17 protein-coding genes are annotated in these 16766 nt (G+C 35.3%); 11 read left to right on the top strand and 6 right to left on the bottom strand.

What is annotated here, in order from left to right; translation table 11 throughout:
* Positions 1-9: 9 nt before the first annotated feature.
* Positions 10-1008 (top strand): cation diffusion facilitator family transporter, encoded by a 999-nt coding sequence (locus BW932_RS09220; protein WP_076387214.1) that lies wholly within the window; start codon positions 10-12, stop codon positions 1006-1008.
* Position 1009: 1 nt separating this feature from the next.
* Here BW932_RS09220 and BW932_RS09215 read toward each other — a convergent pair whose 3' ends face one another.
* Positions 1010-1447, bottom strand: a complete 438-nt coding sequence (locus tag BW932_RS09215; RefSeq protein WP_076387213.1) for an exosortase F system-associated membrane protein — start codon at positions 1445-1447, stop codon at positions 1010-1012.
* Positions 1434-1976: an exosortase family protein XrtF gene (gene xrtF / locus BW932_RS09210; protein ID WP_076387212.1), complete on the bottom strand. Its 543-nt coding sequence runs from the start codon at positions 1974-1976 to the stop codon at positions 1434-1436. Before xrtF ends, BW932_RS09215 begins: the two co-directional genes overlap by 14 nt.
* A gap of 53 nt (positions 1977-2029) precedes the next feature.
* On the opposite strand from xrtF, the gene BW932_RS09205 reads away from it, so the two are divergent.
* The 5 genes from BW932_RS09205 (at position 2030) to BW932_RS09185 (ending at position 5583) form a co-directional block, all read left to right on the top strand.
* Positions 2030-3052, top strand: coding sequence for an aminoglycoside phosphotransferase family protein (locus BW932_RS09205; RefSeq protein WP_076387211.1), 1023 nt, complete (start codon positions 2030-2032; stop codon positions 3050-3052).
* 71 nt (positions 3053-3123) lie between these two features.
* Positions 3124-3534 carry a RapZ C-terminal domain-containing protein gene (locus tag BW932_RS09200; protein ID WP_076387210.1) on the top strand — a complete coding sequence of 137 codons (411 nt, stop codon included), beginning with the start codon at positions 3124-3126 and terminating at the stop codon, positions 3532-3534.
* 61 nt (positions 3535-3595) lie between these two features.
* Positions 3596-4309 (top strand): nucleotidyltransferase family protein, encoded by a 714-nt coding sequence (locus BW932_RS09195; RefSeq protein WP_076387322.1) that lies wholly within the window; start codon positions 3596-3598, stop codon positions 4307-4309.
* Positions 4310-4313: 4 nt separating this feature from the next.
* The gene (locus BW932_RS09190; RefSeq protein WP_084566493.1) at positions 4314-5072 is read left to right on the top strand and encodes an LOG family protein; all 759 of its coding nucleotides are present in this window, start codon (positions 4314-4316) and stop codon (positions 5070-5072) included.
* A 40-nt stretch (positions 5073-5112) separates the two neighbouring features.
* Positions 5113-5583 (top strand): DUF6702 family protein, encoded by a 471-nt coding sequence (locus BW932_RS09185; RefSeq protein ID WP_076387209.1) that lies wholly within the window; start codon positions 5113-5115, stop codon positions 5581-5583.
* Between the two features lie 377 nt (positions 5584-5960).
* On the opposite strand, the gene BW932_RS09180 is transcribed toward BW932_RS09185, so the two are convergent.
* Both BW932_RS09180 and BW932_RS09175 read right to left on the bottom strand, forming a co-directional pair.
* Entirely contained in the window at positions 5961-8036 is a 2076-nt protein-coding gene (locus BW932_RS09180; RefSeq protein ID WP_076387208.1) for a DUF5689 domain-containing protein, read from the bottom strand.
* Between the two features lie 19 nt (positions 8037-8055).
* Positions 8056-10833 (bottom strand): TonB-dependent receptor, encoded by a 2778-nt coding sequence (locus BW932_RS09175; RefSeq protein ID WP_076387207.1) that lies wholly within the window; start codon positions 10831-10833, stop codon positions 8056-8058.
* A 245-nt stretch (positions 10834-11078) separates the two neighbouring features.
* Here BW932_RS09175 and BW932_RS09170 point away from each other — a divergent pair, with 245 nt between their 5' ends.
* Together BW932_RS09170 and BW932_RS09165 are read left to right on the top strand one after the other, a co-directional pair.
* A complete protein-coding gene (locus tag BW932_RS09170; RefSeq protein WP_076387206.1) occupies positions 11079-12281 on the top strand; it encodes an endonuclease/exonuclease/phosphatase family protein in 1203 nt (400 codons plus the stop codon).
* Positions 12282-12367: 86 nt separating this feature from the next.
* A complete protein-coding gene (locus tag BW932_RS09165; RefSeq protein WP_076387205.1) occupies positions 12368-12784 on the top strand; it encodes a DUF6146 family protein in 417 nt (138 codons plus the stop codon).
* An 87-nt stretch (positions 12785-12871) separates the two neighbouring features.
* Here BW932_RS09165 and BW932_RS09160 read toward each other — a convergent pair whose 3' ends face one another.
* On the bottom strand, positions 12872-13468 hold the full coding sequence (locus tag BW932_RS09160; protein ID WP_076387204.1) for a superoxide dismutase: 597 nt from the start codon (positions 13466-13468) through the stop codon (positions 12872-12874).
* A gap of 530 nt (positions 13469-13998) precedes the next feature.
* Between BW932_RS09160 and BW932_RS14320 the strand changes: the two genes are divergently transcribed.
* From BW932_RS14320 to BW932_RS09145, 3 genes are read left to right on the top strand one after another with little or no spacing between them, the layout of a single operon-like run.
* Positions 13999-14286, top strand: a complete 288-nt coding sequence (locus tag BW932_RS14320) for a hypothetical protein (protein WP_076387203.1) — start codon at positions 13999-14001, stop codon at positions 14284-14286.
* Entirely contained in the window at positions 14255-14446 is a 192-nt protein-coding gene (locus BW932_RS09150) for a hypothetical protein (RefSeq protein ID WP_076387202.1), read from the top strand. The genes BW932_RS14320 and BW932_RS09150 overlap by 32 nt, the downstream gene beginning before the upstream one ends.
* A gap of 14 nt (positions 14447-14460) precedes the next feature.
* Positions 14461-14787 carry a DUF2335 domain-containing protein gene (locus tag BW932_RS09145; protein ID WP_076387201.1) on the top strand — a complete coding sequence of 109 codons (327 nt, stop codon included), beginning with the start codon at positions 14461-14463 and terminating at the stop codon, positions 14785-14787.
* Positions 14788-14868: 81 nt separating this feature from the next.
* Here BW932_RS09145 and rho read toward each other — a convergent pair whose 3' ends face one another.
* Positions 14869-16734 carry a transcription termination factor Rho gene (rho, locus tag BW932_RS09140; RefSeq protein WP_076387200.1) on the bottom strand — a complete coding sequence of 622 codons (1866 nt, stop codon included), beginning with the start codon at positions 16732-16734 and terminating at the stop codon, positions 14869-14871.
* Positions 16735-16766: the final 32 nt, after the last annotated feature.

Below are 16766 nucleotides of genomic sequence, written 5' to 3'. Positions count from 1 at the left end.
GAAACTTTCATGACCGAAAATAATTCTGCCAACAACAATTTTACCTTTCAAAGATGGGTCGCAATCATCGGAATCGTGCTTTTTATTGCGAAACTCATCGCGTGGCATTTAACCAATTCTGATGCTGTATTTTCTGATGCCATGGAAAGTATTGTGAATATCATCGCAGCATTTATGGGATTATACGCGCTTTATCTCGCAGCAAAACCCAAAGATCGCGAACATCCGTACGGACATGGAAAAGTAGAATTCGTTACTTCCGGGATTGAAGGTGCACTGATTATTTTCGCGGGCGTAATTATCATCGTGCAATCGGTGGATTCTCTACTCCACGGGAATATTCCAAAAAAATTAGATTGGGGAATCGTGATTATTGCAGTTACAGCCGCAATTAATTATTTGCTGGGTTACATTTCCTATCAAAAAGGAATTAAAGAAAATTCTCTCGTTTTGCAAAGTTCGGGGAAACATTTACAAAGTGATACTTTAACAACTCTTGGCGTCGTGGTGAGTTTAGTTTTGGTCTATTTTACAAAAATCTACTGGATCGATGCAGCTGTAGCCATGATTTTTGGTGGATACATCATTTTTGTAGGTTATAAAATTATTCGCAAAGCCTTGAGCGGAATTATGGATGAAGCAGATTTGGGAATGCTTTCTCGCCTCGCAACTTTTCTGAATGAAAACCGCAAACCGGAATGGATTGACCTTCATAATATGAGAATTCAACAACACGGAAGCGGACTTCACATCGATGCGCATTTAACAATTCCCTGGTATTTTAAACTGCGAAAAGCTCACGAAGAAATGGAAGAAATGTACCGTCTGATTGGCGAGAATACAGACCGAACGGTTGAATTTAATTTCCATCTGGATGACTGCAAACCAACTTCATGTGAGATCTGTCAAATTTTCGATTGTCCGGTTCGGGAACGAACTTTTGTAAAAAAAATCCTATGGAATGAGAAGAATATTTCTCAGCCAAACAAACAGGATGTGAACAATTAAATTAAAGGCGATCGGTGATCGTCTTCTTGCGGTAATAAAACAAAGGAATAATCACCAATAAAATCAGTGGTTGAATAACGAATCTTCTCATGTAAAAAGAGAAAAGATAGCCGATTTCAAATTTCGTGTGAATACAGTACAGATAAATAGGTAAGGTGATTGCGAAAACAATACCCATCAAAATAATCGCCTGAACCGTCCAAGCTTTGTTTTTAAAAACAAAATAAACCACCATTCCAGAAAAAAACAGATTCAGCAAAAACCGAAAGGAATAACTGAAAATAAGTTTCGCCCATTCAAAATTGGGAAACACCGCATGTTTATTGGCTTCGTGAAAGTAAGGGAGAAAAGGATCGTAAAAAATTTGGTCTTCCAACATGCGAATGCTGATGAGTCCCAAAATGCCCAGAACTACAAAAAACCAACTAAGTATTTTCATTTTCTGTGGTCTTTAAAGCAAAAAATTTCACCCAGATCAGCCAAAGCAGCACGACACTTCCGTAAATGATCGCGGGGAAAAGATAATCATGCCCCATTTTGGAATAATTCGGCAATTCTAAAATAATGATATTGAGACCTGCAATCCGCAGAACATTCATCACATGCAGAAATAGCAAACCAAAAATTACAAAGACAAAAGTTTTCGCGCCCTTATAAAACGCAAAGACAAATGCCAAAAACAAAATCATAATCGAAATCGCATTGCAACCTTCTACCATTCGAGAAGTGTAAGTACCATTCACAAAAAACCACGTGGTTTCATCTTCAGGTTTTCCCGGCACCATCATCGATGGATATCCTAGAAATTCCTGTACGAAAGTGGTCTGTTTCATCACCCAAGTCGAAAACGGATCTAAACCTGCATTTTTGAACTCATTCAGGTAAAACTGGTACGCAAAAACCATCACCACATATAAAATGATGAACCGCAAGAGAATTTTCAGAACAGGCTTGAAATCAGTGAACATTCCTGCAAATATAATGATTTATAAAATTGTAAATTTCCTATATTTGTAAAAGTATGACCAAGAAAAAGGCAAAATATTTTTTTGAAGATTTTATCGGCGAAAACGCGACGGAGTTTTTCAGTTTAGCACAAAGTGGCTCTGCAAGAAATAATTTCGTAGGTAAAAGTTCAACCCAGAAATACATCATCACGACGAATGAGAATTTGGCAGAAAACGAAAGTTTCTACTATTTTTCAGCTGTTTTTTCTGAACTTGAACTCAACACTCCACAGATTTTTAAGATTTCGCAAGATAGAACCATGTATGTTCAGGAATTTTTGGGAGCGCAAACCTTGTCAGAAATCATCGCCAAAGATGGACTTTCGACCAGAAATAAATCTTTAATTAAAGAAACGCTCCAAAAACTCTTTACCCTTCAAACAAAAACAGCGGACGCGATTGATTATTCGAAAACTTTTGAATATGAAACCTACGACGAACTTCCAATTTTGAATGACTTATTCTATTTCAAAAGTTTCATCGCCGATGTTTTAGAAATCCCGTATCATAAATCCATTTTGCTTTTAGAATTTAAAAAATTAGTTTCTCTTTTGGAAAATCTGGAGCCAAAAGGAATGATGATTCGTGATTTTCAGGCGAGAAATATTATGGTTGATGAAAATGACCAGGTTTACTTCATCGATTATCAGTCTGCGATGAAAGGACCGCTTATGTACGATGTAGTTTCCTTTCTTTTTCAAGCTAAAGCGAATTTTCCTGAAGATTTCAAAGAAGAAATGCTCGATTACTATTTTTCGTTTTGGAACGACGCAGAAAAAGTATCATCATTAAAAAATTCCTTACAACCGATACAGCTCATTCGTTTTTTACAAGTTTTAGGCGCATACGGTTTCCGAGGATTAATTCAACAAAAAGAACATTTTATATTGAGCATTAATCAGGGAATAAAGAATCTTTCCGAGTTTGCAAAATCCTGGAATGAGATGAAGAATTACCCTGAATTGCACAAAATAATCGAGGCTTTGGAATCGGAAACCATTCAAAATAAAATTAAGGGAATACCTCTTAAACATTAAGAAATTATCGAACATTAAGTGGTTGCTTTACAATTGAAGTAGACCATTAAAAATAAATTAGAAAACTAGCTATGAGTTTAAAAATAGAAATACACAGTTTTTCCTACAAAAAAGGCGGAATACCAAAAGATAATACCGGAAATGGTGGCGGTTTTGCGTTCGATTGTCGTGGCATCCTAAATCCCGGAAGAATTGATGAATACAAACAGCAAACTGGTTGCGACGTTGGTGTTCAAAATTATCTAGAAACCGTAACAGAAATGCCGAAATTTCTAGAACTTGTAAAAAGCATCGTTTCAATCAACATCGATGATTATATTGCACGCAACTTCGAAAATCTTCAAATTAATTTTGGTTGCACCGGTGGACAACACCGCTCGGTTTACAGTGCAGAAAAAATTGCAGCCTTCATCAAAGAAAAATATCCGCAAACGGTGGTAACTCTTCAGCATGATGAGCAACCGCAACTCAATCATCAATAATACCTCTCAAAAAACGAGAAATTGTAGAGGTAACCAATCGATCATTACGCACCCAAAAAAAATGAAAGCACTGATATTCGCCGCCGGAAAAGGCACCCGCTTAAAACCCTTTACGGATCATCATCCGAAAGCACTTGCGATGGTAAACAACGTTCCTTTATTGGAAAGGAATATTAAATATCTACAAAGTTTTGGCATCAATGATTTCGTAATTAATGTGTTCCATTTTGGCGAACAGATTGTCGATTTTTTAAAAAAGAATGACAATTTCGGTGCAAAAATCGAGATTTCAGATGAAAAAGTAGAACTACTCGAAACTGGGGGCGGATTGGTTTTTGCAAGAAAATTTCTGGATTTCAAGGAAGATTTCCTGATTATGAATGCAGATATTTTAACAGATTTAGATCTGAATGGTTTTGTGAAATTTCATAAAGAAAAGAAAGATTTTGCTACATTAGCAGTATCTGATCGCAGCAGTTCAAGAAAATTGTTATTTAATGACAAGATGATTCTGCGTGGTTGGCTCAATGTACAAACCGGTGAACAGCGATTGGCAGAATTCAACAAAGGATTTAAACCCTTAGCTTTTAGCGGAATACACTGCATTAATCCACGGATTTTTGATAAAATAAAAAGACAAGGAAAGTTTTCTATTATGGAAGAATACTTGGATTTAATGCACACCGAAGAAATCCATGGGTACGAACATCAAGCCCATTTAGTAGATGTAGGACGCCCAGAATCTATTTTGGTGGCTGAAAATATTTTTAAATAAAAGAATGAGTAAAATAAATAGAGGGAAAGGAACCACCAAAGAAATAACCGGACCCGCATTTGAAATCGATCAAAAAGTTCAAAAGTCTTTTAAGGAAAAAACTTGGGACGAAACCATCACGAAAGACAGCTGGATGGTTTTTAAAATAATGGCTGAATTTGTAGATGGTTACGAAAAGTTAGCGAAAATCGGTCCGTGTGTTTCTATATTTGGGTCTGCAAGATTAAAGCAGGATAGCGAACATTACAACATGGCGGTCGATATTGCAGAAAAAATCACAGAAATTGGCTTCGGAGTCATCACAGGAGGTGGTCCCGGAATTATGGAGGCAGGAAACAAAGGCGCGCGACAAGGTGGTGGTAAATCGATCGGTTTAAATATAGAACTGCCTTTTGAGCAACATTTTAATCCTTTTATTGACAAAGGATACAGCATGGATTTCGACTACTTTTTTGTGAGAAAAGTAATGTTTGTAAAATATTCTCAAGGCTTTATCGTAATGCCGGGAGGATTTGGGACTTTAGATGAATTGATGGAAGCGATTACTTTAATTCAAACCAACAAAATTGGAAAATTTCCCATCGTTTTGGTCGGTTCAGAATTTTGGAGCGGATTGATCGAATGGTTTAAAAATACGCTTTTAGTCAACGGTATGATTTCTGAAGAAAATTTGAATCTTTTCCGGATTGTAGATACTGCAAAAGACGCTGTTGCGCATATTAAGGCGTTTTACGACAAATACACGGTGAATGTGAATTTCTAATGGCATTATATTTGAGCCACAATAATTACAAAAGAAAAAGATGAAAAAGTTTTTACAGTTTACAGGATTTCTAACTTTGATATTGATGATGAGTTTTGCGGAAGCAGATTTTTATTCATCGATGACCAAAGTCGATTATGTGGAAGGAAGCAAGACCTTGAAGTTTACCACAAAAATGAATAAGGAGCACATTTCTGATGCCATTAAAATAAATGCAAACACCGCAGGTTTCGAAGCGGAGGTAAAGAAATATGTGAATAACAATTTCGATGTGTATGTTGACGGCAGTCCGAAAGCACTTACCTTTACTGGAAGCCAAATCAATGGTGAATCGGTGTGGGTTTATTTTGAAGCAAACGGAATTTCCGATATTAACACCTTAAAAATAAAGAATACCATCATGTTGAGTACGTTTCCAAAACAATTCAACTTGGTGAATATCGCATTCAAAGGAAATCAAAAAACAATGAATTTCCAGCGAGGAAAAGAGGTGAATGAGGTTAGTTTTTAAAGAAAGATAATCAATAGAGAGGTTGCAAATTTGCAACCTTTTTTTTGTTCTGAACTCATCGATATTTCATGAATTTATTAGATTCGAATGATCATTTTGATGGCAACAAAAATTAGCTTTTTGTGTTGACCAATTTCGTTATAAATGAGTTGTTTCTAGGCTTTTGCAATAAGAATAATGTTATGGAGTAAATCGAATACTCATTTCGTTTCTTCGGTGCTTTTTGCGGGCTTAAAAACATTGTATGCAGATCGATCGAAACACGTCCCAATATTTCTAGCGATGAATGCTTACTATAAATAATGAAGATTCTAAACTTACATCAAAAAAAAATGGACTGTCATTGCAGACAGTCCATTTAAAAATTATAATGAAAATTAATTCATCCCTTTCACTTGTATGTTATCAACCTCCCAAGTCGCAGATCCGCTTGTAGTACTGATGTATTTAAATGCAACTCTAACTTTCTTGTTTGCAAAAGAGTTGATGTCTACTCGGTTTGAAGTTTCAAAACCAAATCCAGTCAACACCGCATCAATTTTTCCTGTTAGAGGCGTCCATGTAGTTGTTGATGGATCACCGGTATAATTATCTGTGATCAAAACCTGAATAGGATTTTGGTTACTACCGCTTCCATCGGTTAAATAGGAAACTGTGTATTTTGTAAATCCTGACAAGGATATTTCCTTAGAAACTAACCAGTCTTCATTTGCAGTTCCGCTACCATTCATCACTGCGTAATAATTATTACCAGTACCTTGGTTTGAAGTAGTCCACGCTTGAGTTCCAGCTTTATCAATTAATTTCCAATTAAGATCTAATCCATTTTGGAAATCCTCTCTGAAAATTACGCTTGCCGGACTAGAACCATCGCAACGGTTTTTGTTAAATAGAGCGTTCACTTGTTGTGGAAGCCATAATTGGTACACACCATTAAAGATGCTTAAAATCCCATAAACATCACCTTTCCCATCATCAATCTCCTCTGTTGCAAAAGTTGCTCTATTGCTTGTTCGAACTACAATCTTATTGCCGCTACAGTCTTCTAGATTTCTGTTACTAGGAGCTCCTGTTGCATAAGAGCTTCCGATTTCTGAAGCAATGAACTGAACGTCTTTAATTTTAATCCATCGACCAACATCTGAAGGAGAAATCTGTGTGATTGTTCTTTCCGTTGCTTCTACTGTTGATATTGCCTTTTTATTGTCAAAGAAGGTTTTATAAACATCGGCTTCTGCAATTTGTCCAAAATTATTATTAAATAGAGCGCCCAGTTGAAGTTCTCCACTTACATTACCAATGAACAAATCTTTGAGTTTAACAGAAATTTCTTTACCCACTTTAAATCTTGCATCTTGATAAAGAGCAGTTTTATTGATATTGATACGGATACCTCCTGTTGCATCTTCAAGATAAATATATTTGAAAAGATTCCCTGTTTCATCATTGGCGGTAACGATTCCTTTTAATACAAAATCACTTGTAATTTGTGTTAAATTTCCACTAATTAGTTTTTTAACATCTGCCACTGTTTTGGCAGTCAAGTTCGATGGATCTAATTCACAAGGATTTTTTGCAATACCATCTTTTCTAGGGAAATTTTTCATTTCCGCTAAATCAGAAATTTTGTTGATATAGAGTTGAAATGTAGTTGTAAATTTACTGAAGATTCCCACAAATGCACCATTTCCTGCAGGTACAAGCTGATTCGCAAACGAAGCGAAACCACTGTTTCTGACCGTTGCAGTAGCGGTATAGTTGTTTGAAGTAGTATTCCATCCTTCACCAATTTGTCTGTCTACTGTAAATCCGTCTGGAGCGAAATTACCACAAAGGGAAGTTTTCGAAAACTCAACATCACTCACCTGAATTAAAGCTCCTAATAGGTTATTATTTGCATTAAAATCAGAGATTTTCAAAACTTTAGGCACAATATTCTCTATCGGTGCACAAGATCTGAACATTTTGGTAGGCAAAAGTTTTTCGGGAATTCTAGAAACTGCATCAACTCCTGTTGCGATTGATCTTGAATCCTTGATACCCAACTGCACCAATCCTCCGTATGTTCCTAAAGCAAGACCTGCTAATTTAATATAGATTTTGCTACCTTGTGGGTACTTGGTGTACGTACTTACCGCATCAACACTGATGGTAAAACCTTGCGTTGGGTTCACCCGTGAATCTTGAATATAGATCGTTTTATAAATGTTTCCTGTTTCATCTGTAGAAGATACATAACCTTCCATTACAGCGGTGGAGTTATCCGGGAAAACATAGGCAACATTCGTGTGTAGAGCTTTGACCTGCGCAATTGATAATGTTGCTACAAGATCCTGACACTGAAAACCGTCTAAATTCGGTGCATCATATTTATCATCGTGTACACAACCTGTGAAAAACAGCGCTGTGAAAGCGAGTAATAAAACCTTTAAAAATGAATTATATTTTTTCATTTGGATATATTATTATTAATTAAAACCTTAAATAAACGTTTGCGAAGAAAGTCGTTCCTCGATCATACCATAATTTTGGTCCGAACAAAGGCTTGTCTCTTTGTGCATCAGCAAAAGCTTCCGGGAAGTTTACTGATCGTCCTTGCTCAAATCCTCCTGTTACATAATTTCTGTTATTCAAAATGTTGTTTACACTTAAACTAAGACCCATTCTGTATTTTCCAAACAAGAATGATTTCCCGGCATTTGCATTAAGCATAAATTGATTATCGAATTTTTTCTGATTAGTAACCAGTGCTATATTTTCTGGTGTTGCATTAGAATAAAGATGTCCTGTAGCATCAGTATATAAAGTTGCTGTCTTGTTGAGTGCAGAAAAATCTAAATATTGATCCTGTAAAAAGTTTGCTGTTGCACCAATCCACCAGAATTTTGTGGAGTTGTATCGCAATCCAAATGAATAGGCTTTTTGCGGCGTTCCAGCAACTTTATAATCCTTAAGATTTGCGGTACCAAAAGCTCTGATTGGATTACCAAAGTTTTTCACAGTAGTATCATCCGCAGTAAGTACTTTTGGATTGTTGGTAATTCTGTAATCACCATAGCTTCCTACGGCAGTTGCACTAAGAGTTGGAGTGATTTTCACCTCTGCGCCTAATTCTAGACCTTTATAGCTTTTGTTTATTCCACTTAGAACTTCTGCAACCAATGCATTTCCTTGATCACCGGAACCACTCGTAATATCCGCGTAATATCTCGAAATTTCTGTAGCATTATTGATGGTTGTATAATATCCGCTCAATCTAATTTTCAGAACCTGCCCTCTTAATATGTAACTTAAATCATTAGAATTAATAAGCTGATTTTCTACATTAGGTGTAATCATATTACTTACCCGTGGATTAAGGAAAATTTCATTTAAAGTTGGTGCCAAACTGAAAAAGGCTCCGTTATAAACAATAAAGTTTTTACCGTTTATTTTATAAGTCACTTTTCCTTTGATTCCTGCATCAAATGAGTTGTAAACATCACTTTTCCCTTTGCTTGTAGGGTAATAGTGGTGTCTAAATTTACCGTCTCTTTGTGAATCTGCGAAAGATGCAAATACTGATCCTACGACATTCCATTTCGGTAAATCTACTTCAGTAGAAGCATTGAAACTGTATTGATTTCTCAATAAATCGTAGGAATACTGCGTTCTGTCTCCTACTTTGATTTTTGCATTCGGATTGTCTAAATCAAAAGGTTGATCGTTTCCGAAAGCATTAAGATTGGTTGCATATAAACCACCTAACAAATCCTTCAATTCTCTAAAATTATCTGATTTTAAATTTTGATAGGTAAAGTTTAGGTTCAATTTCCAGTTAGAAGCTAATTTGGTATCGAAATGTGAAACAAAACTGATGGTTTTATCTTTGTTTACATCTTCAACAATGGTATAAATAGCCGCTTTCTCTTTTCCTGCCATATCATATCTATTGATATTATTAGCATTATAGATGTTGTTCCAATTAATTTGACTTACACCTTGATCATTTTGCCAAGCGTATGTATTTGCATCGATATCAGCTTGCGAAGCTCCAATTGACATTAAATAACTTGGTAAATTTCTATAATAAGTTGGGTTTGGATCTGCAGCGTGAAACCAATCGAGGCGACTTCTTGCGTCTCTCCCAAACTGATATGAAAGGGTATTATTCCAGTTGCTGTTTTTACCAATTTTCAAATAATCGGTAATCATAAACATTGGTTCAAAGACATTACGGATACGGGAATTTCTTTTCTCCCCATTTTGCCATCCCCAATAAGAGTTGTAATCTTTACCCATTAAGTCATAAACTTCCTGCGTGTTTGGCGAATTGTTCGCTCTGTAAGTTGGGGAGCCAAAAGCCGTGAAATTAATACTATGTCTGCTGTTGAACTGTTTTTCGATGGCTCCAAAATACGCGTAAGAATCTTGGTAAGTACCGTCGATAACACCTTCATCTGCCCATCTTCTGCTTGCTGAAAAAGTGAAAGCCCACCCTTTCTTAGACAAACCGCTAGAATATGTAGCCATCGCTCGGTGAAAATAACTTCTGTTCGTAAATGAATATGCTAAAGAAGTTTGTTTTCGGTAGCTAGAAGCTCTTGTATTGTAATAAACCACTCCCCCCAGATTTCCAAAAGAATACTCTGAAGGAGTAATATTATCTACTGATTCGTAAGGATATCTTGTAACATCATTTAATCCTCCCCAGTTGCTAAAATCTACTCTTCCATCATCTCCCTTAGACATTGAAATCCCGTTGAAAAGCACATCTTCATATCTGTTTTCCACTCCTCTTGGTCGGAACCAATAAGCACCCAATTCGAAGGCTGAAACATTCTGGAAAGTATCTCTACCAGAACTTAGAAGTCCTACAGTAGGCTGCATAGATGACCCTCCTTCGGAACTGTCGCTAGTAGAATCATCGATCACCATAACTCCTGCGAGTGGATTCGCGGCTACCCCTAAACTGATAACACCCAAATCTTTTCTTTTGTCATCGGCAGTTACATCAAATTGAATTAATTTCGCTTCAAAACTTGGTCTCGAAACGGTGATTTGATAATGGCCTGGTTTTAAATCAACAAACTGGAAATAACCAATTTTGTCGGCTTTTACATGCTCTGCAGACTGCCCTAAGTCAATCGCTGCATTCTCAACTGGTTTTCCCTCCTGATCTTTTACATAAGCATAAACCGTAGTTTGCGCGAAATAAAATGACGCAGGAAGCAATGTAAACAATGAGATTAAGGATAATTTTTTAATCATAACAAATTATTTAGATTCCCCTATTTTGATATCAATTTATTAAGGGGCAACAAATTTAAACTTAATTTTTGTTAAGTTAAACATATTTAACACTTTATTCTCATAAATAGGCGTTAACAATTATTAATACTATTTGTTGTTACTGGATCTATGATTAACATCATATTAATGATTTTATTTACCTCTTTACATTGAAAAATATTCACTAATTTTACCTCCTTAATTTTTTTACTATAATTTTAAAAATGAAAAAACTTTATATCTTAGTTTTCGTTTTTTGTTTCGGATTTATTTTTTCGCAACAAAAACAGGTTCAGAGAGCTGCAGTCGGTTTCCTTAATGTTGAAAATCTTTGGGATACTGTACCCTCTGCAGATTATATAGACGGAACAAAAGACGTACACAATCCCGCATTTCACAGAAGTGTTCCTTTGGATTCTTTAAAAAATTTGGAAACAACAGAGGACTATAAAGGCGAATGGAGTGATTCGTTGCTCATCGGAAAAAAAGTAATCCGTCACCAAATTCTCGCAGATGATTTTACTGAAAACAGTCCAAAAAACTGGAATAAAGAAAAATACAATCAAAAATTATTCAACGAAGCGAAAGTTATTTCAGAACTCGGCAGACAATACACCAATGACAATCCGGTAATTGTAGGATTAATTGAAGTGGAGAACAGACAGGTTATTCAGGATCTTGTCGCACAACCAGCTTTAGCAAAATCGAACTACGGCATTGTTCATTACAATTCTTACGATGCTAGAGGAATTGATATTGCAATCATCTATCAAAGAAGCAGATTCAAAGTAACTGATTCTTATATGAAAGATATTAAAGTCTATAATGAAGAAGGCAAAAGATCTTACACCAGAGGAGTTTTGGTCGTAAAAGGACTACTCGATGGGGAAAAAGTGGGAATCTTTATGAATCACTGGCCATCAAGAAGTGGTGGTGAAGCACAATCTTTACCTCGACGTGCTGCAGCAGCAAAAGTATTGAAAGGAGAAATGGATAAAGCCAGAGCCGAAGATCCAGAAAGAAAATTATTTGCAATGGGTGATTTCAACGATGATCCTGTAAGTCCAAGTGTGAAAAAATTTCTAGGAGCAGTTGGTGACCCTTCTCAATTATCCGAAACAAGCCCTTATTACAATTTGATGTACAAACCTTTCAAAGCAGGTGTTGCTTCAATGGCATATCGCGATGCTCCGAATCTTTTCGATCAAATTATTGTTTCTAAAAATTTATATGCTCCAGAAAAATTAACGCCGACTTATTCTATTTATAAAGCCGAAGTTTTTGCACCTTCTTACTTAGTGAATGATTCTGGACAATGGAAAGGATATCCATTAAGATCTTGGGATGGTGATAAATTCACAGGTGGTTATAGCGATCACTTCCCCGCTGTATCTGTAATTCAAAGAGAATTTAAGTCCTCAAAATAGACGAATTTAAATAAAATAAATAAAGACCGGAGTTGATTCAACTTCGGTCTTTTATTTTTGCCTATCTTTAAAATTAAAATTACGCAATGAAAAAAATAATGTTTTTAATAATGGTCTCCCTCTTTGTTTTCAGTTGTGGGCCGCAAAATAAAATCGCAGAGAACAAAGAAAATCACGAAATAAAACCCACCAAAAACGAAGATGATGAATGGGAACTGGATGTTTTGGACACCCAATATGAGTATTTCATCACTGCGGTTGCAAAACCCATGAGCATGTATTCTGAAAGTTATCTGAAAAGCAGAAACACTTTTCTAGTGACGGAATGGAACTCTAATTTTTTTACTGGTAAATATAGAAATGTGATAGAATCAACAATAGAATATAATCCCAATGAAAATTATGGGTTGAAATTTGAATACCGTCTTTATCAGGTTTTTGCCTATGTTCAGTGGAAATATGGTGTGAAAATGAATGGTTTGAGCCAAACTGAAGTTCGGTAATTTTTCGAAACCGAAAGATTGATTTCCGGTTAAAAAACAAAAAAGGTTCAGATAATTTCTGAACCTTTTATTATAATGAAAAATCAATTATTTATTGAATTTTTCTTCTACTTTATCCCAGTTAATCACCTCAAAAAATGCGGTAACATAATCTGGTCTTCTGTTTTGATAATGCAAATAATACGCATGTTCCCAAACATCTAATCCTAAAAGTGGCGTTCCTTTACAATCAGAAACAGGCATCAAAGGATTATCTTGATTGGGTGTAGAGCAAACTGCAACCGAACCATCTTCTTTTTTACACAACCAAGCCCAACCTGAACCAAATCTTGTTTTCGCTGCTTCTGCGAAATCATTTTTAAATTGATCGAAACCTCCGTACGTTTCGATTGCTGCTTTTACATTTCCTACAGGTTCTTTACTTCCACCTGGAGTTAAAATTTCCCAGAATAGTGAGTGATTAAAATGACCACCACCATTATTTCTAACTGCAGGCTTATCAGTTCCAGTTTTACAAACCTCTTCGATTGTTTTGCCTTCTAAATCAGTTCCTGCAATCGCTTTATTCAAATTATCGATATATGCTTGATGATGTTTTGAATGGTGAATTTCCATTGTTTTTGCATCGATCGTTGGTTCTAATGCATCGTAAGCGTATCCTAATTCTGGTAATGTGAACATAATTTTTTGATTTTAATGTTATCATCCAAAATTACTCATTAATTAGGCCATTTCCAAAATAGAAAGATTGTTTTAGTAAATCTTTAACATTGATGGGTGTATAAACCGCTCTTTAGATTTTGTTTCGTTTTAAAAATCTTTCAATCATTTAATTCGTATTTATTCGTAATAATTTACCTTTAAAATCGTTTTATCCAAAAACGATATTTAAAAAAAAACTACTATTAAAAATCTTCTCAATATTTAATTTCGCTTTAACGTTGGGGATTCAATGCTTATTTTTAGTCAAAATAAAAAACTTTACAAAAAGATATTTTTAAGTTTATTGGTAAATTCAATTTTGTCAGATAAATAACACGTGATGTTTTTAAAGTTTCACATTTTTGTTTAATATTAGAAACTAAAATTTGCAGAAATAAAAATTAATTATACTTTTGCACACTTTTTTTTAGGACGGGAACAAAATTTGTATATATTTGTTCAAACATTTATACATTTTAAATAGTATATTAAGTTAAAAAAACAATTTAAAAATGAAAAAAGAAAACATTATCAATTTACGAACAGATTTTCTTTTACCTAAAAAGGGTTTCATTGTTGGATTAGGAAGTATATTCAATATTTATGGTGACTATTTTGAATATAATACTTCTGACACACCCGAAGAGGCTGATCGCAAAGCCTTAAGTAGCGATTGGAATATAGTTGGAGCCGATTTAGAAGAAGCAAGAAGAAAACTAAATTCTATTTTAGGCAAAAATGATAAATCTAACCATAATAGTTTAGAATATGGAGAAGGAAAGCCCGAATTATGTAGATAAATTAAAGGATAACGATCATACTGATGAGAAAATTCATTATGTAGAATTTGAAGACTTGCCAGAAGAATATAGGGAAGCTGCACAAGATTTACAAGAAGCTAATCCAAAGGTTTTCAATGGGCTTAATTCTACTCAAAAAATCGAAGTAATAAAAACATAACATCTATAAGGGCGATGTCTCATTCTGGACCGTTGCCAGATCCTGAATCATTGGGACATTATAATGAAATAATTACAAATGGAGCAGATCGAATTATGGCAATGGCTGAAAATCAACAAGAACATAGGATTTTTATTGAAAAGAAGGTTATAAAAGCAAACAACAATCAAACCACAAGAGGGCAATGGTTTGGTTTTCTATTGTCGTTGCTCTTTTTAGTTGCGGCAATATATTTGGCACTAAATGGACATGAGAATATAGCAGGAATAATTTTTAGCACTACAATTATTGGATTAGTTTCAGTGTTTGTAATTGGAAAAAAATCACAGAAAAATAAGTAAAAGAGATCTCAATTGAGATCTCTTTTACTTATTTGTTTTTCAAAATTCACAATTCACTCGCGAAGCAAAATTCACCATTGATTACCTATTCATACTCATCAAAAATTCTTCGTTGTTCAAAGTATTTTTCATGCTTTTGTTCACAAATTCCATCGCTTCCACAGGATTCATGTCTGCCAAATATTTTCTCAAAATCCACATTCTTTGTTGTGTAGTTTCGTCTAACAGCAAATCATCTCTTCTTGTACTCGAAGAAGTTAAATCAATGGCTGGATAAATTCGTTTATTTGCGATTTTGCGGTCGAGTTGCAATTCCATATTTCCCGTTCCTTTGAACTCTTCAAAAATAACTTCATCCATTTTCGATCCAGTGTCAATCAATGCTGTTGCAATAATTGTTAATGAACCACCTCCTTCTATATTTCTAGCAGCTCCGAAAAAGCGTTTTGGTTTATGTAAAGCATTTGCATCAACACCACCCGATAAAATCTTACCAGAAGCAGGTGTTACCGTATTATAAGCTCTCGCCAAACGTGTCAATGAATCGAGAAGAATCACCACATCATGGCCACACTCTACCATTCTTTGTGCTTTTGATAAAACCAGATTCGCCACTTTTACGTGTTTATCTGCAGGTTCATCGAATGTAGATGCTATTACTTCTGCATTGACGCTTCTTTCCATATCAGTAACCTCTTCCGGTCTTTCATCGATGAGTAAAATCATCATATAAGCTTCCGGATGATTGGCTGAAATTGAATTTGCAATATCCTTCAACAACATGGTTTTTCCCGTTTTCGGTTGCGCCACAATCATGGCTCGTTGTCCTTTTCCGATCGGCGTAAATAAATCGACAATTCTGGTAGAAGGTGTTGAATTTTTTCCGGTTAAATTAAATTTTTCTTCCGGGAACAACGGCGTTAAGAACTCAAAAGAAACTCTGTCTTTTATAAATTCCATGTCGCGACCGTTTACTTCTGTAGGCTTTAATAAAGAAAAATACTTCTCTCCTTCTTTCGGTAAACGAACAATTCCTTTTACAGTATCACCAGTTTTCAAAGCATAATTTCTGATCTGATTGGTCGAAACATAAACATCATCGGGAGAAGAAATGTAAGAAAAATCGGAAGATCGCAAGAAACCGTAATTATCAGGAAGAATCTCCAATACGCCTTCAATAGTAACTAGACCATCGAAATTAAATTCTTTTTTTGCCGGCTCATCGTTTGAATCTCCATTTTGTTGATTCTTGTTTTGATTCGGGTTTTTATTTTGGTTGGGATTCCTGTTTTGATTAGGATGATGCGGTTTGTTCTGATTCGGATTTCCGTTCCCGTTTTGATTGGGATTCCCGTTTCCGTTTTGATTGGGATTGGGATTCTGATTAGGGTTTTGGTTCTGATTTGCGTTTTGATTAGGATTCTGATTCGGGTTTCTCGCCTTTGCAGGTTTTACCTCAGTTTCCTTTTCTGCCACTCCTTCATTTACAGACTGATCTGCAGACAATTGCTCTTTTGGTTGTGGCGTTCTTTGTCTTTTTTTCTTTGCTTCTACATTTTGCCTTTTTGGCTCTTCTATATTAGATGGATCATTCTCCTTCTGTACATCGCTAGAATGAGCTTCGTCAACCATTGCAACCGCAGTTTCTGTAGTTTCTTTTACCGGTTCTGTTAAAATTTCAGCCGGCTTTTCTACTTTTTTCTTAGGTGCTGGTTTTTTTGCTACGGTTTTTTTCGGGGCAGGAGTTGAATTTTCTTCTGTAATCATAGGAGTTTGAGTGGCGTTGTAATAATCTTTTGCAACTTTCGAATTCGAAGCCTGAAAATCCAGGATTGCAAAAACTTTATCATTTTCTGTGCTATTTTTAGCAACTTTAACGCCTAAATCGTGGGTGATTTTAGCCAAGTCCGTATCGGATTTCGACTTTAACGTTTCGATATTGAACATAAATTGTTATGTAAAAAATAAATTATAAGTGG

This window comes from Kaistella chaponensis (genome assembly GCF_900156725.1).
In the GTDB taxonomy this organism is placed as follows: domain Bacteria; phylum Bacteroidota; class Bacteroidia; order Flavobacteriales; family Weeksellaceae; genus Kaistella; species Kaistella chaponensis.
The sequence above is the reverse complement of the archived record's forward strand: the minus strand, read 5'-3'. Positions and strand labels throughout refer to the sequence as shown.